At 48.7% G+C, this 19030-nt stretch carries 11 protein-coding genes and 2 pseudogenes; 7 read left to right on the top strand and 6 right to left on the bottom strand.

What is annotated here, in order from left to right:
* The first annotated feature begins 6 nt into the window (after positions 1-6).
* From ACQKDS_RS08420 to ACQKDS_RS08410, 3 genes and pseudogenes are all read left to right on the top strand, one after another.
* Complete coding sequence (locus tag ACQKDS_RS08420; protein ID WP_399668108.1) at positions 7-2274, top strand: hypothetical protein; 2268 nt, start codon at positions 7-9, stop codon at positions 2272-2274.
* Positions 2274-2663 (top strand): lysozyme inhibitor LprI family protein, encoded by a 390-nt coding sequence (locus ACQKDS_RS08415; protein ID WP_399668111.1) that lies wholly within the window; start codon positions 2274-2276, stop codon positions 2661-2663. The genes ACQKDS_RS08420 and ACQKDS_RS08415 overlap by 1 nt, the downstream gene beginning before the upstream one ends.
* 113 nt (positions 2664-2776) lie before the next feature.
* Positions 2777-2950: pseudogene (locus ACQKDS_RS08410) on the top strand (IS3 family transposase); the annotation flags it as partial.
* A 28-nt stretch (positions 2951-2978) separates the two neighbouring features.
* On the opposite strand, the pseudogene ACQKDS_RS08405 reads toward ACQKDS_RS08410, so the two are convergent.
* Positions 2979-3506: pseudogene (locus ACQKDS_RS08405) on the bottom strand (ISNCY family transposase); the annotation flags it as partial.
* Between the two features lie 814 nt (positions 3507-4320).
* Positions 4321-5799: a hypothetical protein gene (locus tag ACQKDS_RS08400; protein WP_399668113.1), complete on the bottom strand. Its 1479-nt coding sequence runs from the start codon at positions 5797-5799 to the stop codon at positions 4321-4323.
* A 609-nt stretch (positions 5800-6408) separates the two neighbouring features.
* Here ACQKDS_RS08400 and ACQKDS_RS08395 point away from each other — a divergent pair.
* Both ACQKDS_RS08395 and ACQKDS_RS08390 read left to right on the top strand, forming a co-directional pair.
* Positions 6409-7800, top strand: coding sequence for a diaminobutyrate--2-oxoglutarate transaminase (locus tag ACQKDS_RS08395; protein ID WP_399668694.1), 1392 nt, complete (start codon positions 6409-6411; stop codon positions 7798-7800).
* Between the two features lie 3 nt (positions 7801-7803).
* Positions 7804-9276: a pyridoxal phosphate-dependent decarboxylase family protein gene (locus ACQKDS_RS08390; protein ID WP_399668116.1), complete on the top strand. Its 1473-nt coding sequence runs from the start codon at positions 7804-7806 to the stop codon at positions 9274-9276.
* A gap of 110 nt (positions 9277-9386) precedes the next feature.
* Here the strand turns inward: ACQKDS_RS08390 and ACQKDS_RS08385 are convergent, their stop codons facing one another.
* Together ACQKDS_RS08385 and ACQKDS_RS08380 are read right to left on the bottom strand one after the other, a co-directional pair.
* Positions 9387-10508 carry an ABC transporter substrate-binding protein gene (locus tag ACQKDS_RS08385; RefSeq protein ID WP_399668119.1) on the bottom strand — a complete coding sequence of 374 codons (1122 nt, stop codon included), beginning with the start codon at positions 10506-10508 and terminating at the stop codon, positions 9387-9389.
* Positions 10509-10609: 101 nt separating this feature from the next.
* Positions 10610-11206, bottom strand: coding sequence for a short chain dehydrogenase (locus ACQKDS_RS08380; RefSeq protein WP_399668122.1), 597 nt, complete (start codon positions 11204-11206; stop codon positions 10610-10612).
* 103 nt (positions 11207-11309) lie between these two features.
* Here ACQKDS_RS08380 and ACQKDS_RS08375 point away from each other — a divergent pair, with 103 nt between their 5' ends.
* Complete coding sequence (locus ACQKDS_RS08375) at positions 11310-12197, top strand: LysR family transcriptional regulator (protein ID WP_399668125.1); 888 nt, start codon at positions 11310-11312, stop codon at positions 12195-12197.
* Positions 12198-12228: 31 nt separating this feature from the next.
* On the opposite strand, the gene ACQKDS_RS08370 is transcribed toward ACQKDS_RS08375, so the two are convergent.
* Positions 12229-13326, bottom strand: a complete 1098-nt coding sequence (locus tag ACQKDS_RS08370) for a 3-oxoacyl-[acyl-carrier-protein] synthase III C-terminal domain-containing protein (protein WP_399668127.1) — start codon at positions 13324-13326, stop codon at positions 12229-12231.
* A gap of 7 nt (positions 13327-13333) precedes the next feature.
* Positions 13334-15514, bottom strand: coding sequence for a methylmalonyl-CoA mutase (gene scpA / locus ACQKDS_RS08365; protein ID WP_399668130.1), 2181 nt, complete (start codon positions 15512-15514; stop codon positions 13334-13336).
* 1097 nt (positions 15515-16611) lie between these two features.
* On the opposite strand from scpA, the gene ACQKDS_RS08360 reads away from it, so the two are divergent.
* Positions 16612-19002, top strand: a complete 2391-nt coding sequence (locus tag ACQKDS_RS08360; RefSeq protein WP_399668133.1) for a glucose/quinate/shikimate family membrane-bound PQQ-dependent dehydrogenase — start codon at positions 16612-16614, stop codon at positions 19000-19002.
* Positions 19003-19030: the final 28 nt, after the last annotated feature.

Here is a 19030-nt window from a genome sequence, read left to right as displayed (position 1 = left end):
TTTGCTATGTCGAAGCCGGAAAACGGCCCGCAGCTCCCGGCCATCCGCTGGCCGGTACCGAAAAACAACCGGGGCGGGGAGTTCAGTAATCTCGAAGAAATGCTCGCGCATCTGGAGGGCGAGGCCGCCGGGCACTGGCTTATTGGCCGCAATGGTATGTGGCACGGAGGCATTCACATCAGTGATACCACCACGCCATGGTGTGCGCTCAGCGGTCAGGCGATGAATGAGGCCGTGGATTTTCCGGTGCCGTTTAAGGGGGAGCAGGCCGTGCGCTGCATGGCGGACGGTGAGGTAGTGGCGTACCGGATTAACCGGGATTACCTCAGCGTGCCGTGGTACTGGGGGGATTTACGCTACTCAGGGTCTTTTGTGCTTATTCACCACCGTGTTCAGCCAGGGGAAACGGCAGAGAGTGGGCTGACTTTTTACACCCTGTATATGCACCTCGCGCCCTGGCTGGCCTACCCGGAGCAGGACAGTACGGCGCTCAGGGTGGCAGAAGGAGAGCACCTGAAGGCGTATGTAGATGAATCCCGGCAGTGGGTGGCGACAGAGCTGCCGCCCGGCACGCGGGTGACATGGGACAGGGCGGTGAGCGCCGACACGATGACCGGGAGCAACGGGCGGCAATATGCGCACGTCACGCTGGCCGAGCCGGTTGCGGGCAGCATGAGCCTGAAAGCCGGAGACCGGGTATGGACTGTATGCGATAAAGGGAATCTGATTCCAGTCCGCGACAGCGCCACCCGTCCGGCGTGGTGGTCGCCGTTCCTGCCGCCGTCACGTGAAACCATGCAGTTTGATACGGTGGTGTGTCCGACGCCTTACCCGATTAAGGCCGGGGATCCGGTGGGGCATCTGGGCTGGTTTCAGGTCCCCAGCGAGGACGGGCATGAAAAACGCTATCAGGTGCATATTGAATGTCTGACCACGGACGACCTGCCGCACTTCCTGAGCAACTCGGAAGGCGTGGGGCGCGACAAGCCTGCCTTTGCCCGCTGCCCGAAGGGGATCCCGGTATACCTGCAATTCAGCGGCGGGGAAATACAGAAGGGGCTGATAACCACGCAGACCGAAACGGTGATGGCGCTGTCCGGTCAGGCTGTGACGGACAAAGAGGGTAAACGCTACTGCCCGGATGGGGCGTCGCGCGGGCTGCTGGCGGAGTCGGATGTGCAGCTGCTGTCTCGGTATGACCTAGCGGGTCGGGGTTTTGAGAGCACGGAGGACAGCCCGGCGAGCTTTGATCATCTCGACGGGAAGACGCAGCCGAAAGGGCTGGTGAAGACGATTTTTGAGCGTTTTTTCAGCGTGGCGGACAACGACGGGAAACCCTACAGCAAGGCGGTGGCGTTCAACTACCAGCAACTGCTGGACAAGATTGACGGCACTAAATACACCTGGTATTACCCGGAACAGTACCGGCGGGCGGTGCAGACCCCGTCAATGCGCGATCATCTGTACAGATTGTGCGTGAAGCACCCCAGTGACTGGTATTACTCATCGGAGGCTCCGATCTGGAAATCGTTCTTATCCCCCACGATGAAGAAGGAATCACCGGAATGGTATGCCTACACGGTGAAGGTTCTTACGGACACGCGCTGGATGAACCGTGTGGCGGGGATGGTGGAAAATCCGTGGCATATGCACCCGCTGGTTTTTCTCGATGCTATTAAATCTCAAGTTAAAACTTTAGAAGGTAAGTTGACTTACAACGCTGAAGGAAATGATATTTCATCATCTATATATTATAGCCGGGTTATTCACTGGCCTGGAAATGATCTTTCAGGGGTAACTCTTGGCCGTGGTTATGATATGGGGGATCGTTCTGAGAGTGATATTTATAATGATATGATTGCATCAGGAATACCTAATATTCAGGCCGTTAAAATATCAAAATGCGCAGGACTTAAAGGATTTTCTGCTCGTGATTATGTAAGTGCTCATAAAAAGGATATAGGGGAGATAACATTGCAGCAGCAAGAGTCTCTCTTTTCTATTATTTACCCTAAATATGTTGAGCGGGCTATTGCTAATTATAAAAAGTGGACTAGTGGTGTTTCCAGTGCGAAACAATGGGAAAGCTTGGATACATCTATCCAAGAAGTGTTGGTCGACTTCGTTTACCAAGGTTTTACCAAAGGACCTAAGCCTATGCTTGCAGGTTCAAATGATAGTAAACAAGAGTTAATTGATTACATACAAAACACACCTGCAATTTCACAATACGAACTAGGTAGACATAGAGTTGATTATTTGGAGGGTAGATAATGAAACGAGCCTTAGCTATTATTTTACTGTATTCGTCATTTTCACATAGTGCAAATGTTTGTCATAATGTAACAACATCTGATCAGGTTGCTTTGTGCTCGAAAAGTAAAAAGGATTCAGCTGATAAATATTTAAACGAACAATATTCAATGTTGCTATCTAAAGTTAATTCTGCATATATGAATGATGAATATTTAAAGCAGGAGCTCGTAAATAGCATTAAAATTTCCCAAAGGGATTGGATCAAATTTAGGGATTCTAATTGTAAGTTATACTCATTCCAAATAGATAACAAAAGCTCGGCATATCAAACGACCGTGAATGAGTGTGTTGCAAAAATGTCAGAAACCAGAGGGAAGGAGTTGGCTGAGCTTTCTGGCAACATGTAAGGAATGAAAATAAAATTTAAAAGGATCTTCTTGAGATCCTTTTTTTTACGCTGTGACCCTGATCCGTCCTAAATAGCGTTGACACGTTTTCCCCTCTCAATCAGGAGAACGTGATGAGCCAATATGTTAAACGTACGCAACGCGACCACTCTCTATCCTTTAAATTGGCCGTTGTTGAGCAGGTCGAAAAAGGCGAAATGACTTGCCGTCAGGCTACGGACCGTTATGGTATCCAGGGCAACGCAACTGTGTTTAACTGGCTGCGCAAGTACGGCCAACTTGATTGGCTTGCTTCCCCTGCGATTAAAAAGAGAGGAGTTGCCATAAGGCGGCTGGTTACATCATCGACGTAAACCAGTGCGGTGCAGGCAGGGGCACGATCCTCAAACCAGCGGTGATCACAGCCGTCAATCTGTATCAATTCGCCGGTACAAGCTCGGCGATAACGAGGTTGCTGGATCTTTGATGCTCTATGTCTGCGGGGGATCCAGAAACCAGCATTAACCATCAATTTTCTGACGGTTTCTTTAGCAAGATGAACGTTGTGTACTTCTGAGAGTTTTTCACAAGCTAGCGTAGGCCCGAAATCCACGTAATGTTCACGAATGATATTCAGCGCGTGAGCAGCGAGTCCTTCAGATAGCTGATTATTGCTTGGCTTTCCGCGCCGACGACTGGTGAGTCCAAGAGGCCCATCATTATGATAACGTGACACTGTCTATCGGATAAACCAAGCCGCTTTGCGGCCATTTGCGTTGTGAGGCGACGATTAACAACGTCCTGAATAATTTTGAGTCTATTGACTTCGTCCAAGGTGAAAAAATCCGCTTTGTGTGTCGCCATGAGGATCCCTTAATGATGAGACTGCACGCCGGACATCTTAACTTAGCCATAAGCGGACATTACAACTTTACCACTACAACTTTGGTGCGCATAATGTATATTATGTTAAATAGAATTAAGTACGCCGTTACCTTATCAAACCGCCATCTCCCCGCGTGGATTATCCAGTACTGGTTTAACAAGATGCAGTTTTTTCTCTACCTTCCCTCGCCTAGTCCACCGATTTTTTGCGTACGTTACTGAGGGCAAACTCACCACATACCCGCTCGATAAAAAACGTATTCACTCGGCCTTTTTTTCGCAGAGTGATGATCTCGCCAATCTCGCTAAGTTGTTGGCAGCCTGCGTTGGATTGAGGGTCTAAGCAATGACAAATGTTTTGTGCAGATTCTAACAAACCTTGGGGTGACGTTTAGTCGTTGATTTCGCCTTTCACCTGACATTGGCGGTGACACTTTAACGAAAACAAACCCGTACACGTATGTGTATGGGCTGAACGGTTAACCAGCGAGTTTGCTTATCTGGCTAAACCACCGTTCTGATCAGATTGCGCTACGTAAAATCTGATAAATGTTGGCACCGTTTACCTTACAGAATTCACCAAAATGCACCAGTGAACGATACTAAAAGGAATAAAAATCCATCATTATTGATGATGGCTGACGAAAAATTTAGTCTGAGTCCTCTTTCTACGGTAATTCGGTTCACTCACTCATTCAGATGAGCCTGGAAAACTGACTGTTCGCTTGATTCGCATGGTGCCAAAAAAGTTTACATGCAGCCTTCTGGCTGCATGTAAGTAGCTGAATAATTGCTATTTATTATCAACCTGAATGATTGCGCCGCTGCTATCCGCCGATATCAAGGTAATAAGCTTACCAGAAAGCGAATCGTACAAAGAATGGCCTGGCATCAGTGGCGCATCTTTCATACCTAAAGCACTATTTGGTGTGGCATCGATCAACGTATTCGTAAGAGTATTGCCCGTGCTTTTCGCAATACGCACAGTTATCCCATTAACGAATGGACTCTCTTTTGCCCAGTTTTCAAAACCAGACTGAGGCTGCCTGAACTCGAGTACCAGCACTGAACCATCAGATCGTTGAATACGATAACCTTGCGGACCGCCTTGCTGCCAAAGAGGCATTAACTTATATGTTCCTGGCGTTCTAATCAGCGGAACATCATTATTTTCCAACCAGCCAGCAAAAAGTTGGTAACTTACAGGGTATAATTTTCCGCCGCCACCGCCCATCGTATCTGTGGCATCCTCCCCGCCACCTGAAACACAGTGATTATTGATTTCTACGACGCCATTGTTTATTGGGCATTTACGTAAGGTTGTTGAGTGCTTCAGCCCAATATTGTGTCCAAATTCGTGCGACCACATCCAGTATTTATACCCTACACTGTTGGAGAGTATCCAATTGCCAGGTGTAGCTGCATGCCCTTCCCACTTGCACGCGGAAGATCGGGTGATATCAACAAACAGATAATCATAATTATTAGGTTCAATGCCCTTTTCTCGTGCAGCGTGACGTGCATTTTCAAGAATAGTACCAGCATTACATGAAGAAGGACGTGCACCAATATTAATATTGCTTAGGAATGTACCGTCGATAGTCAGCTTTTCATTTGATGCCAGTTTCAAATAATGCTGTAAAGATGAAGAATCATCGCCATCACCGAATACTGCTTTTCTAATGCGCTCTGGTTCTGTAGGTGATTCGCCATTGAAGTGGGTGGCCATTAATAGTACTTTTTTATTACCAATTAATGGTTTTTTTAACGATGATGGCTCACCGCTAAAATTCCATCGGGATCTCGGTTCATTATTTTTCGCCGACATTTTAATGGCATCAGTATTTACATCAAAGTCTAATGTTTCATATTTCCCCAGATCATTATTGTATTTATTACCTAATTTTATACTTCCATCAGCATTATAATTAATCGTCCAAAGCCTCATCGAGGTATAGCCATCACCACTGCATGTACTAAGCTTTACCATTCGTGCACCGTCGTGGCTGAATGTGCGTAAGCAACTGTTTTTAAATTCTTGATTATGAATAAAGTAGTGATTGGCCGGTGATGCAACAATACTCCAATTTTGTGATGTAGAACCGTCGCAAGCCAAAAGCGCCACCTCAGCGCTATCTTTCACCGGAGTTAAACAGTAACTCTCACCTTTACTCTGATTTTTTAATGTTCCGTAGTCGATTGCCTGTGATGCAATAGAACCATATGATAAAAGAGCCAATGCTGTTGATAGTGTAATTTGTGAAGTTTTCATCAAAACATCCTTATGTAATTAAATTTTACTAGCAATATTAATCCCAAAAAACAATATGGTTTTTCCATAAATAATAAAATGGGCGAGTTTGCATAATGCCATTATAATTTTTTCAAAAAATTAAATAATATAAAGTAAATATGAAAGCCATGTACTTGACTATAAATGGCCGCTAAATACGAAGTGAAATCTATACTGAAAAAATAATGATGTCAAAGCGTGGTGATTCTTATTTGTTGTGTGAGGATATAAACAACGCGAGAAAATAATTTTGATAACAGCCGTCTCAAATAGTGGGCTGCGGAACCCGTAGAATCAATCGTGGATTGTATTGTGAATCCTTTGCAATGCCCATAAATATTGCTACGAACCAGATTTAAGTGACGGCGTCACGCAGTTTCCTAGGTCAGCGCCCTGCCGAAAATGTATCCATATCAGCCTAATCACCTAATTTGTAAGCAAAAAAATCAAGTATCGGTTTGAGAAATTAATCATTGAGTACAAACTCAAAAAGTCCTATATTGGCCGCGCTTTTTACATAGTACTTACTTTCTTTTATTAAATTATTCAACTATGGCGTAACCCCGTCTTAGTTGTAGGAGAGATATGATGACGGATAAAGTCCGTATTGATACTTTAGGTGCAGATACATTAAACGAAAGCAATGAAACCTATTTGGCAAGACAAGCTGAATTTGAATCAAACGTAAGAAGTTACCCGCGAAAGTTGCCATTAGCCATTGCAAAAGCGCAAGGTGTTTGGATCTCCGATGTTGAGAATAATCAATACCTTGACTGTCTTGCTGGTGCAGGCACGCTCGCGTTGGGTCACAATCATCCTGACGTCATAAAAAGCATCCAAAATGTCATTACTAGCGGCTTGCCGTTACATACTCTTGATCTGACCACTCCACTTAAAGATCGCTTCTCTGATTACCTGTTGTCTCTGTTACCTGGTCAAGGCAAAGAATATTGCCTGCAGTTCTGCGGCCCATCCGGCGCAGATGCGGTTGAGGCCGCGCTCAAACTGGCAAAAAAACACACGGGTCGCACTGGCGTAATCAGTTTCTCCGGTGGTTACCACGGCATGACGCATGGCGCACTGGCAGTCACGGGGAATCTGTCCCCTAAAGACGCCATCAACGGTATCATGCCGGAAGTGCAATTTATGCCCTATCCTCATCAGTATCGCTGCCCGCTGGGTATCGGTGGCGAAGCCGGTGTAAAAGCGTTGACCTATTACTTTGAAAATCTGATTAATGATGTTGAAAGCGGCGTTCGCAAGCCTGCTGCGGTCATTCTTGAAGCGGTTCAAGGTGAAGGGGGCGTTAACCCTGCGCCGGCAGAATGGCTACAACGCATTCGTAAGGTGACTCAAGAGCACGGGATTTTACTGATCATTGATGAAGTTCAGGCTGGTTTTGCCCGAACGGGTAAACTGTTTGCCTTTGAACACGCGGGTATTGAGCCGGATATTATTGTGATGTCCAAAGCGGTTGGTGGTGGTTTGCCATTAGCGGTATTGGGCATCAAAAAGCAATTTGACGCGTGGGAACCCGGCCATCACACAGGTACTTTCCGTGGTAATCAATTGGCGATGGCTACCGGCCTGACCACCTTGCAGTATCTTAAACAGTACCAAATTGCGGATAAAGTGGCGTCACAAGGCGAATGGTTGAAAAATCAACTCGCCAATTTACAACAGCGCTATCCGGTGATTGGCCATGTACGTGGTCTGGGGTTGATGATCGGTATTGAGATTGTAAATCCTCATGGGGCTCAGGATCACATGGGCTGCTATCCTGCAGACGGTGAACTTTCCGCGCTATTGCAGAAAAAATGCTTTGAAGCCGGTCTCATTCTCGAGCGCGGAGGCCGTCATGGTTGCGTACTGCGCCTGCTGCCATCTTTGCTGATCACCAATGAAGAGCTACATATCTTCTTAGACAAGTTTGAAACCGCCCTGCTTTCTGCTGGCGTTAAACCTGTCAACGTGGAGTAATTAATGTCCAAGTTTAACCCTATTCTGTCAGGCTCGCCGCAAAGCGCCGAAGCCTATCAGCAAGCAATCGCTCAGAGTAGCCAGGCTGTGGTGCAATGGTTGCAGCAGCCGCAAATGTATCAGGGCAAAACCGTGGCGGAGCTACGCGAACGTATACGTCTGGAATTTAATCCTCAAGGATTAGGTAACGAGGCGGCGATTGAGCGTGCAGTGGAATATTTCTTGAAAGACAGCCTGTCGGTGCATCACCCGCAGTGTGTCGCGCATTTGCACTGCCCGAGCCTGGTTATCAGTCAGGCGGCAGAGGTGCTGATCAATGCCACCAACCAAAGTATGGACTCTTGGGATCAAAGCCCGTCGGCTACCCTGATTGAGATGAAACTGATCGAATGGTTGCGTACTCAAGTGGGCTATCAGCCGGGCGATGCGGGCGTCTTCACTAGCGGTGGCACCCAAAGTAACCTGATGGGGTTGATGCTGGCGCGCGATGCGTTCTTCGCCCGTCAGGGGCACTCTGTCCAACAAGATGGTTTGGTCGGTAATCTGCGGAAAATCAAAGTACTGTGTTCCGAAAATGCCCACTTCTCGGTGCAAAAGAACATGGCGCTGCTGGGCTTAGGTTACCAATCTGTCACGCTGGTCAAAACCGATCGCTTTGCCCGCATGGATGTGCATGATTTGGCAGAAAAAGTGGCACAGGCACAGGCCAATGGTGAGCAGATTCTGGCTATCGTCGCCACCGCCGGTACCACCGATGCTGGCGCAATCGACCCATTACGAGCGATTGCCAGCGTGGCCGCGGAACATCAGATCTGGTTACATGTTGATGCTGCCTGGGGTGGTGCCCTGTTATTGTCAGAAAAATATCGTGATTATTTGGATGGCATTGAGTTGGTTGATTCCGTCACGCTGGATTTCCATAAGCAGTTTTTCCAGACTATTAGCTGTGGCGCTTTCTTATTGAAAGAAGCACGTCATTACGAGCTCATGCGTTATCAGGCGGCTTACTTAAACTCTGAATTTGATGAAGCCCAAGGTGTCCCCAACCTGGTATCTAAATCGTTACAAACCACGCGCCGGTTTGATGCATTAAAACTGTGGATGGGATTGGAAGCGTTAGGGCAAAAACACTACGCAGAGATCATTGATCATGGCGTGACGTTGTCACGCGAAGTGGCCGCCTATGTCACCGATCAGGCTGATTTTGAATTAGTGATGCAACCGCAATTAGCCAGTGTTCTGTTCCGCTATCGTCCAGAACAGCCGACCCAACACAGTGAAGGCGCCGTCGCTTTGCTCAATCAAAAGATTGGCGATGCCTTATTAGCATCGGGGCGTGCCAACGTTGGCGTCACTGAGTTTAACGGCGTGACCTGTTTGAAACTGACGTTATTGAACCCAACGGTGAGCCTGGAAGATGTTAAAGTCTTGCTGATGTTGGTTGAGCGCACGGCTAAAGAGATTTTAGCGGCGTAACCGCATCGTTACCGTGAAAAAGCCGATAACCATTTACGTTATCGGCTTTTTTTGTATGCAGTTAAAAACCGTCGGCTATGCCGGAGGATCTTGACTTGCTGATATCACCGTTACGCGGCAGGTAATGAAACCCAATAGCCCGGCCGGTAAGGTAACGGTAGGAAGCGCTCATGGAATTCGCGGAAAGTCGCATCGGGATCCAAGTCTTTGAATAACTCCGGATGTAACCATTTAGCGATCGCCTGAATGGCGATAAACTGATACGGACTGTCGTAAAACTGGTGCCAAATAGCATGTACGTTGCCATTATGTGCGACGGCTAAGGTTTTGAATACAGCGCGTTGCATCAGTGCCTGCAAACGGCTTTTCGCTTTCACCACATCGGCTCCTGGGCCCACTCCAACCCATTTTCCCACGGTATTATAGTTTTTCCAGTTAGCGCCGGTGACGATGACCACCTCTGGATTACTGGCGATGATTTGCTCTGGATTGAGCGAGCCAAACGTACCGGGAATTAATCCTTTGGCGATATTTTGCCCACCGGTTATTTCAACCATGCGGCCAAAGTTCTCATCGCCAAATGACATGCAGCATTCCTCGTCATAGCCCCCGGCACGGTCAATCATCACGCGCGGGCGGTGCCCGTGAAAATTCGCCAAACGCGACGTTACAATATCAATCTGCTGTTGCCGAAAGCGGATAATCTGCTCAGCACGCTGTGGCTTGCCGACTATCTGCCCCATAATATGGATACTTTTTTCTGCGTTTTCGAACGGTTTTTCCCGAAAATCGATAAAAACGACGGGTATGCCCAATTTGTCTAGCTTCTCGATTAACCCGCCTTCATCGGTGGCCGCTTTGGATTCCAAGTTCATCAGCACCAAATCCGGCTTCAAAGTTAATGCTTGTTCCACATTAAACGTGCCGTCTTTGGCTCCACCAAACGTCGGTAGCTGTTTTATTTGCGGGTATTTGTCCTCATAGGCTTTATAACCGTCATAATCCGCTTTGTGGAAATCGTCACGCCAACCGACTACGCGTTTGAAAGGTGCATCAGTATCAAATGCCGCGAGTAGATACATTTGTCGCCCTTCGCCCAAAATAATGCGTTGTGCGACCCCGGGCAGTGTGACCTTACGGCCACTAACGTCAGTTATCTCGATCGGAGCTGCCGTTGCAGAAAACAACGTCAGCACACCAATCATCCCCAAAAATATCCGCCATACCTTCATTATTGTCACCCTTACAAATGATAATGATTTTTTTTATCATAAAGCGCGAACAATATGGCGTAACTCACGGCATTTGAAAAGGGACAAATTTACGCAGCCGCTTACCAAATGCGATAAACATGACCATTGTCGATACCTTCAATACTGCGCCGGTAGGCCAACGCGACTCGATTAACCGGAGCGCTTTCAAAACCTGGGAAGTAAGCGGCATATTTATCAAGTGACTCCGTCAATACCGTTGGGCTAACCGCATTGATCCGTAAACCTGGCAATTCACTGGCTGCTGCCAACACAAAACTTTCCAACGCGCCATTCACCACCGTGGCATTCACACCGCTACGGATTGGCTGTTGTGCCAAAATACCGGTCGTCAGCGTGAACGATCCGCCGGCGGTAAGATAATCTTTGCCGATCAACACCAGTTGAACCTGCCCCATTAGCTTGTCTTGCAGACCAGAATTAAATTGAGTTGATGTCATGTCAGCTAGAGGGCCAAAATGTACCCCTCCGGTGGCTGCGACAATAGCATCAACTTTGCCACTGCGAGCAAATAGCGTGCGAATGCTGCTTTCTTGGGTTAAATCAACCTGTAGGTCTCCCCGCGTTTTACCGACGCAGATAATTTCGTGGTCGCTCTTCAGTTCTTTCACAATCCCGCGACCGAGGGTGCCACTGGCACCAATCACCATTATTTTCATTTTTTCTCTCCAATGCAGTTAAACTCCATCGCATAATGATACTGTTCAATCAGCTGATAAATGGCTAAATAATTCGCTCATTCCAAACTAAAAGTTAGCAATTATGAATAAATTACGCTGTATGGAAGTTTTCCTTGTCGTTGTTGAAAGTGGAAATTTCACTGACGCGGCCAAACGGCTGGATATTTCAGCCGTTATGGTCGGTAAGTTAATCGCTCAACTTGAAAGCGAGCTACAAACGCGTTTACTTCAGCGTAATACGCGGCGTCAGCACCTGACAGAAGCAGGGAAAGTTTGGTATCAGGAAAGCGCTGCGGTGATTGCTGGGTTACGCAACGCCGAAAGCCGCATCGAGAGTTTGCGGCAATTTCCAGCAGGCAGTCTGCGCATCACGGCACCCAAAACTTTGGGCAGTTGTGTGATGGCGACATTGTGCAGCGAATTCCAACGACAATTTCCTGACGTTTATCTCGAATTGGAGTTGAGCGATCATTTCGCGGATGTGATCGCAGAAGGATTTGATTTTGCTGTCCGTGTCGGCCAACTGCCCCCAGACAGCCCACTTGTCGCCCATCGGCTTGGCAGTTATCACATGGTCATTGCCGCAGCCCCGAGCTATTTGGCCACGCATCCGGCTCCGCAACACATCAATGAGCTGCCACTACATCGCTGTCTGCGCAATACGTTATGGAATAAACAAAATAATTGGCGTAGTGGTGATCTCCCTTTATGGCCGGAAAATACGGTGTTCAATTGTAATGATGGCCAGGCATTGAGAAAAGCGGCGCTGGCCGGCGCCGGACTGATTATGCAACCACACTTGCTATTAGCAGAGGATATAGCGCAAGGCAGATTGGTCAGCCTGCTAGAGCATGTTTTACCCTCACCACGCCCTATCCACTTGCTATGGCGGCAGGATTTACGTACCAGTGCCAAGCATCGTAGTTTTATCGATTGGATGCGCCAACACGCGCCGGAACAATTAGCCTAGCGCTCAGGCCGAGTGACTCCGGCCTGAAACCTTATTCAACGTCAATGGTGAACGCCCCTCTTTCCGGGCCTGCTCCCACAACGAGCACGGCGATGCGATCGCCAGAATGGAGCCGATTCTGTTGCAGATCATCATGAATCAGTTTCAAGGTGCTCGGAATCACCAGATTGCCATAGCGACGGGCGTTGGTGCTGAACTTGGCGCGATCAACATCATTTTCCTGGCAGTATTGTTCAATATAATTTTCGACCATATTGGGGCTGGCTTGATGCGTATAAATTCGTGCGACTTCCTGGTGATAATGACGGTTGTATTGTGCTAAACCCAAGTGGTTTAGTTTCATGCCCTTCGCGTAGTAGCGCTTGGTTTGGTCGCCCGCCATGGCATAGCACGCCAACTCCTCGTTATTATCGATCCCTGGGGGGTTGAGTGCTCCGCCGCCAGGATAGTGAATCAGGGGATCGTCAAACCCGGCCTCATCACCAAATGACAACGAATCGCGGCTATACAGGCTATAGCCTTCGGCTTCTTCGTGGTGTCGTAATACGACTGCGGCAATACCATCAGAAAACAGCGCTGGCGAAGCCCATAGCGAGTCGCGCAGCGGATGCGTTTTGTTATAACGATAAATCGGCGAAACCATGTACAGGCTAGATACTTCATAGGTCACGACCAGAATATTTTTTGCTTTCAAACGGGCGGCTAACGATAAGGCGCGCGCCATACCCGCGCAACCCGCGGCCAACTGTAAAGGTGGGATATGATCGGGAATACCTAACGCACGCAATAAGCGAAAGGAGTCATAATCCAGTTGAACTTCATAAGGGGTACTGCTGGCCACCATCACGACGTCGACATCATTTGGGGTGAGCCCGGCACTCAGCATGGCTTCCTTTGCGACGTTGACGACGTGATTAAAATCGCCAAATAAATCAGGATCCCAGCTTTTAGATTCCACCGGGCCAATGATTTTTTGGATATCCTCACCGGTTAAATATTGCCCTGGTTTCTTCCGGTGCGGAATTTTAAAGCTCTCTGCCCATTCATCCATCGGCACGACGCGTCCAACCAACGTGGATATCCCTGCCAGTTTATACTGGAAAGTTTGGCCTTGCTGTTCATCGCCCATCTTTGCCTCACTTGGTTTTTACCGTAGTCATAGTTGCCGATGCCATTTGAGAAACTTGCTGACGTTCCAAGTGTTCAAGAATGCGATCGGCGCAGGTCAGTAATGGGGTACCCGGGCCAAAAATGTCAGCCACCCCCACATCGAACAAAAAGGAATAATCGGCAGCGGGAATCACGCCACCTACGAATACGATAATATTGCCGCGGCCGGAAGCCGCTAACGCCGTCATTAACATCGGGATCAGCGTGTTGTGGCCTGCCACCAGAGATGAAACCCCAATAGCGTGGCAGTGGTAGGTACAGGCTTGCTGTACCACCTCTTCTGGCGTTTGGAATAATGCACTTAGCATCACCTCAAATCCCATGTCATGCAGGCCAGAAGCGACCACCTTTGCCCCGCGATCGTGTCCATCCTGCCCCATTTTGGCGATCAGAATTTTGGGGCGGGTTCCGAGTTGCCGAGTGAGTGCTTCAATACGCGTTTCCACCGGCTGCCATTTCGGATCATCCTTGAGGGCGGCACCATACACGTCGGCGACAAACTGAGGCTCAGCCTGATAACGCCCCCACACCTGCACCAGTGCTTCCGTCACTTCGCCGACGGTGGCGCGCAAGCGAATCGCCGCGATGGCGGCGGCCAATAAATTACCTTCGCTGCGAGCACACTCTGTCAGTGCGGCTAAAGCTCGCGTGACGTGTTGTTCATTGCGGTTCTGCCGTAGTGTGGTCAAGCGAGCGATTTGTTCAGCACGAACTTTACTGTTATCAATAAAGCGCACATCTTGCGCCCGCTCACCCGGCAGTTTGTATTTATTGACGCCGACGATAACTTTGTTGCCGGAATCGATCTTCGCTTGGGTGTTTGCTGAACAACGTTCAATTTGCTGCTTTATCCAGCCGTTTTCCAGTGCAATCAACATTCCCCCCATCTCACCGATTTCAGTCATGATCTTTCGCGCACCATCGGCTATCTCCATGGTGAGCGTTTCCATCATGTAGGAACCCGCCCAGGGATCAACCACATCACAAATGGCGGTTTCTTCCTGCAGGATTAATTGGGTATTACGGGCTAATCGAGCCGACTGGTCTGTCGGTAATCCCATCGCTTCATCGAATGCGTTGGTATGAAGCGATTGCGTTCCACCAAAAACGGCAGCCATGGCTTCAATGGTGGTGCGAACCACATTGTTCAACGGATCGTGTTCCGTTAGTGACCAGCCGGATGTTTGACAATGAGTGCGCAGCTTCAGGGATCTAGGGTGTTGAGCACCAAACGCCTGCATGATTTGGCACCACAGCAGACGAGCGGCACGTAACTTGGCGACATTGGCATAGAAGTCCATACCGATACCGAAAAAGAAGCTTAAACGGCCAGCAAAATTATCAATATTCAGGCCCCGATCGAGCGCCGCCTGTACATAGGCTTTGCCGTTCGCCAGCGTCAAAGCCAGCTCTAACATATCTGGCGCCCCGGCCTCCTGCATGTGATAACCAGAGATCGACAGCGCATTAAATTGTGGCATGTGTTCCGCGGTGTAAGCGAGTATATCGGTGACAATCCGCATAGATGGCGTTGGCGGATAAATATAGGTATTACGCACCATAAACTCTTTTAAAATATCGTTTTGGATGGTTCCCTTCAGTTGTTTTGCTGATACCCCGCTTTCTTCGGCTGCGACAATATACGCCGCCATAATGGGTAAAACTGCGCCGTTCATGGTCATTGAAACCGAAACATCACCGAGTGGTATGCCCTCAAACAGCGCTTTCATATCGTCTACAGAATCAATCGCTACGCCCGCCTTACCCACATCGCCTTCCACGTGCGGGTGATCTGAGTCGTATCCACGATGCGTCGCCAAGTCAAACGCTACGGAAATGCCCTGCATGCCGCTAGCAAGCGCTTTGCGATAAAAAGTATTGGACTCTTGGCTGGTAGAAAAACCGGCGTATTGTCTAATCGTCCACGGTTTTACTGTATACATGGTGGCGTTTGGCCCACGAATATAAGGGGGCTCGCCCGGTGAGGTATTGGTATAAGAAAACGTGCTGATATCGTCCTGACAATAAACGGGTTTTAGCAGCAGATTATAATCATGGCAGGAATAACGTTCACTCAGTGAGTCAAAATAATAAGAAGTATGAATGACGTTAGGTAGAATATGATTAGTCGCATATGTTTTTCGCATGACTCCCCCGCATTGATACAAATGGATTCAATACATGACCAGATCAACGCATAACTTTCCTGCTTTGGAATAGCTAAGCGCTATATCTGTTACGCTTCAAGCCACCGGCGTGGTCACCGCTTCGCCCCGAAGCACCTACCTAAGCAGGCATGCGGGGGGCGTCCGGTTATCACAGCCCTGTTGTTCGAATTATTTCTGGTATCAATATCCATTTTATCGAGCGGCCAAATCATAACGATGTGATGGTGTTAAATAAGCACGCAATAATATAGTTAGGATTATTATTATTCTTGGTGTTTTACTGTGCAGAATATTTATTTTGCTAATAACAATCTGCAAAATTAATCGGGCCACAGGCTGGTACAGAACGCTATATGCGTCATTTTTCGATATCAATAGACGTTCACGTTAGATTTGCTTTGTTTATAATGCCGAATTGGATAAAACTCATACTATCGTAAACTCTCCCACCATAATAATAGTTGCCAATTCCGGAAACGCAAATGACGGTATCGCGATGCCCTGCGCCGAATGACAGCGTCAAACCACGTTTAATAACGTCGATTTATAATCTTCCAATATTAATTATGCGTGCTTTAAACGCTGAGCCTGTAGAACAAGGTTGAAGAGGCGCAAACGCTTTCTCCCCGATCGTGATTTGCCAACCCTACAAAGAGCAAATGGGCAGTCAGCAATACAATACGTAGGGCAAATATAAGCAAAAAAAATGTGGGTTTTCAGGCCGATATAACCCCATAACCGGAAAGACAATTGGTGATAAATAAGCCATGCATTGCGCTAAGACAAAAAATAGCATTAAAAGTTCATTGTCAGGTATTGAGGTTAAATCCCCGTAACGGCGGGTATCACGCGTTGATAAACCGCGCCAATGCGTTATTTTCTGCATTTCCCATACCACCTTCACCTCTACCATATCTGTGAAATAAGTCTCATACTTACGCATCTTTATCGGCCTACCGGTCTATGAAGTCGGCAAGCGTGTCTTGTCACTAAAAACTTTGGCAAAAACAGCGTGCTTTTTGAGATTTGGCTTATTCTCAAATTTGAAGGTTTTAAATTCAGGGTGGAATAATTCTATGCAGAAAAACAGAACGTCATCGTTCCTCATCGTGATAACAGCGCTATTTGCCGCCCTCAGCGGTTTATACCTGTTAGGCGGAGGAATATGGTTAGCAAAACTGGGCGGTTCGCTTTACTACATCATAGCCGGTGTCGTGCTGCTGATAACCGCATGGCTGCTGTATTGTCGTCGTGCAACCGCACTACTACTGTATGCGGTGTTCTTATTAGGCACAGTCATCTGGGCGGTGTGGGAAGTTGGCACCGACTTTTGGGCGTTAACACCGCGTCTGGATGTCACCTTCTTCTTCGGCCTGTGGTTAGTTTTACCGTTCATTTACCGCAAACTGGTGGCCACCGGTAAGCTGGCGTACGCTTCGCTGAGCGCGGTGTTAGTGTTTACCGTTGCCGTATTAGCCTATGCGGTGTTTAACGATCCGCAAGAAATTCACGGTACACTCGACCCTGCGCAGACTCAAGCGTTAGTGGATCAAGCCGCTGCTGACGGTGCAGATTGGCCTGCCTATGGCCGTACTCAGGAAGGCACCCGCTATTCGCCGTTGAAACAAATCAACGACAAAAATGTGGCCCAATTAAAAGAGGCCTGGACTTTCCGTACCGGCGATGTAAAAACGGCTGACGATCCGGCTGAAATCACCAATGAAGTCACGCCGATCAAAATTGGCGATACGCTGTATCTTTGCACCGCGCACCAGAAACTGTTTGCCTTGGATGCCGCCACCGGTAAAGAGAAATGGCAGTTTGATCCTGAGCTGAAATACGACTCTTCATTCCAGCATATTACCTGTCGTGGTGTTTCTTATCACGAAGCCCCAAGTGTGGCACAAGGCGATGCTACAGATAGCTCTCCAGCGCAATGTGCGCGCCGCATTATTTTGCCAGTGAATGATGGTCGTTTGTTTGCGTTGGACGCGGCCACCGGTAAACGTTGCGCAGACTTCGCTAACAATGGCGAATTGAACTTACAAAGCAACATGCCTTACCCAACGCCGGGCCATTATGAGCCAACCTCACCGCCGGTCATTACCGACAGTGTGATCGTCATTGCCGGTGCCGTGATGGATAACTACTCGACTCGTGAGCCGTCTGGTGTGATTCGTGGTTTTGACATCAACAGCGGCAAACTGCTGTGGGCCTTCGATCCTGGCAGCGCTGAGCCAAACAAAATCCCAGCCGACGAACACCATTTCGTGCCTAACTCGCCCAACTCATGGGCACCTGCGGCCTATGATGCCAAGCTGGATATGGTTTATCTGCCGATGGGGGTTGCGACACCGGATATTTGGGGCGGTAACCGTACGCCTGACATGGAACGTTATGCCAGCAGCCTGTTAGCGCTGAATGCCAGTACCGGCAAATTGGTTTGGTCCTATCAGACTGTACACCATGATCTGTGGGATATGGATATTCCGGCGCAGCCTACGCTGGCCGATATCACCAACAAAGACGGCGAGAAAGTGCCGGTCGTTTATGTTCCCACCAAAACTGGCAATATTTTTGTGTTGAACCGTACCAACGGTGAACTGGTGGTGCCAGCGCCGGAGCGTCCAGTTCCGCAAGGTCCAGCCAAAGGTGATTTCTTGTCACCGACACAGCCGTTCTCTGAGCTGACTTTCCGCCCGGAAGAGAAACTGACGGGTGCTGACACATGGGGCGCGACCATCTATGATCAATTGGTCTGCCGCGTCATGTTCCATAGCCTGCGTTATGAGGGCACCTTCACCCCGCCATCGGAGCAAGGGACGCTGGTCTTCCCTGGCAACCTGGGTATGTTCGAATGGGGTGGCCTGGCGGTGGATACCGATCGTCAAGTGGCTATTGCCAACCCGATGGCTTTACCATTCGTCTCCAAGCTGATCCCCCGCGGCCCGGGCAACCCGATGGAGCCGGATGAAAATGCCAAAGGCACCGGTTCTGAAGTGGGTATTCAGCCGCAATACGGCGTGCCTTATGGTGTAACGCTGAATCCGTTCTTGTCACCTTTGGGTCTACCGTGCAAACAACCGGCCTGGGGTTACATTTCTGCGGTGGATTTGAAAACCAATAACATCGTCTGGAAGAAACGTATCGGCACCGTGCGTGACAGCTCCCCACTGCCATTGCCGTTCAAAATGGGCATGCCTATGCTGGGCGGGCCTGTCACCACGGCAGGTAACATCTTCTTCATTGGTGCGACGGCGGATAACTACCTGCGTGCATTCAATGTGAGCAACGGTGAAAAACTGTGGGAAGCGCGGTTGCCGGCCGGTGGCCAAGCGACGCCGATGACCTATGAGGTCAACGGGAAACAGTACGTGGTGATATCCGCAGGTGGTCACGGTTCATTTGGCACCAAGCTGGGCGACTACATTGTGGCTTACGCCCTGCCTGATGAGGCCACGCAGTAATCTCTTCGCGCGATAAACAGCGTCGCGT

Source organism: Serratia sp. NPDC078593 (assembly GCF_050268245.1).
Lineage (GTDB): Bacteria > Pseudomonadota > Gammaproteobacteria > Enterobacterales > Enterobacteriaceae > JBNNGK01.
Note: the sequence above shows the minus strand (reverse complement) of the source record. Positions and strands in the feature narration are given on the sequence as shown.

Excerpts from the sequence above, each read along its gene's own strand:
- ACQKDS_RS08395 (WP_399668694.1), top strand. The coding sequence starts at position 6,409 with ATGACGGATAAAGTCCGTATTGATACTTTAGGTGCAGATACATTAAAC.
- ACQKDS_RS08415 (WP_399668111.1), top strand. The coding sequence starts at position 2,274 with ATGAAACGAGCCTTAGCTATTATTTTACTGTATTCGTCATTTTCACAT.
- ACQKDS_RS08385 (WP_399668119.1), bottom strand. The coding sequence starts at position 10,508 with ATGAAGGTATGGCGGATATTTTTGGGGATGATTGGTGTGCTGACGTTG.
- ACQKDS_RS08380 (WP_399668122.1), bottom strand. The coding sequence starts at position 11,206 with ATGAAAATAATGGTGATTGGTGCCAGTGGCACCCTCGGTCGCGGGATT.
- ACQKDS_RS08390 (WP_399668116.1), top strand. The coding sequence starts at position 7,804 with ATGTCCAAGTTTAACCCTATTCTGTCAGGCTCGCCGCAAAGCGCCGAA.
- scpA (WP_399668130.1), bottom strand. The coding sequence starts at position 15,514 with ATGCGAAAAACATATGCGACTAATCATATTCTACCTAACGTCATTCAT.
- ACQKDS_RS08375 (WP_399668125.1), top strand. The coding sequence starts at position 11,310 with ATGAATAAATTACGCTGTATGGAAGTTTTCCTTGTCGTTGTTGAAAGT.
- ACQKDS_RS08370 (WP_399668127.1), bottom strand. The coding sequence starts at position 13,326 with ATGGGCGATGAACAGCAAGGCCAAACTTTCCAGTATAAACTGGCAGGG.
- ACQKDS_RS08400 (WP_399668113.1), bottom strand. The coding sequence starts at position 5,799 with ATGAAAACTTCACAAATTACACTATCAACAGCATTGGCTCTTTTATCA.
- ACQKDS_RS08420 (WP_399668108.1), top strand. The coding sequence starts at position 7 with ATGTCGAAGCCGGAAAACGGCCCGCAGCTCCCGGCCATCCGCTGGCCG.
- ACQKDS_RS08360 (WP_399668133.1), top strand. The coding sequence starts at position 16,612 with ATGCAGAAAAACAGAACGTCATCGTTCCTCATCGTGATAACAGCGCTA.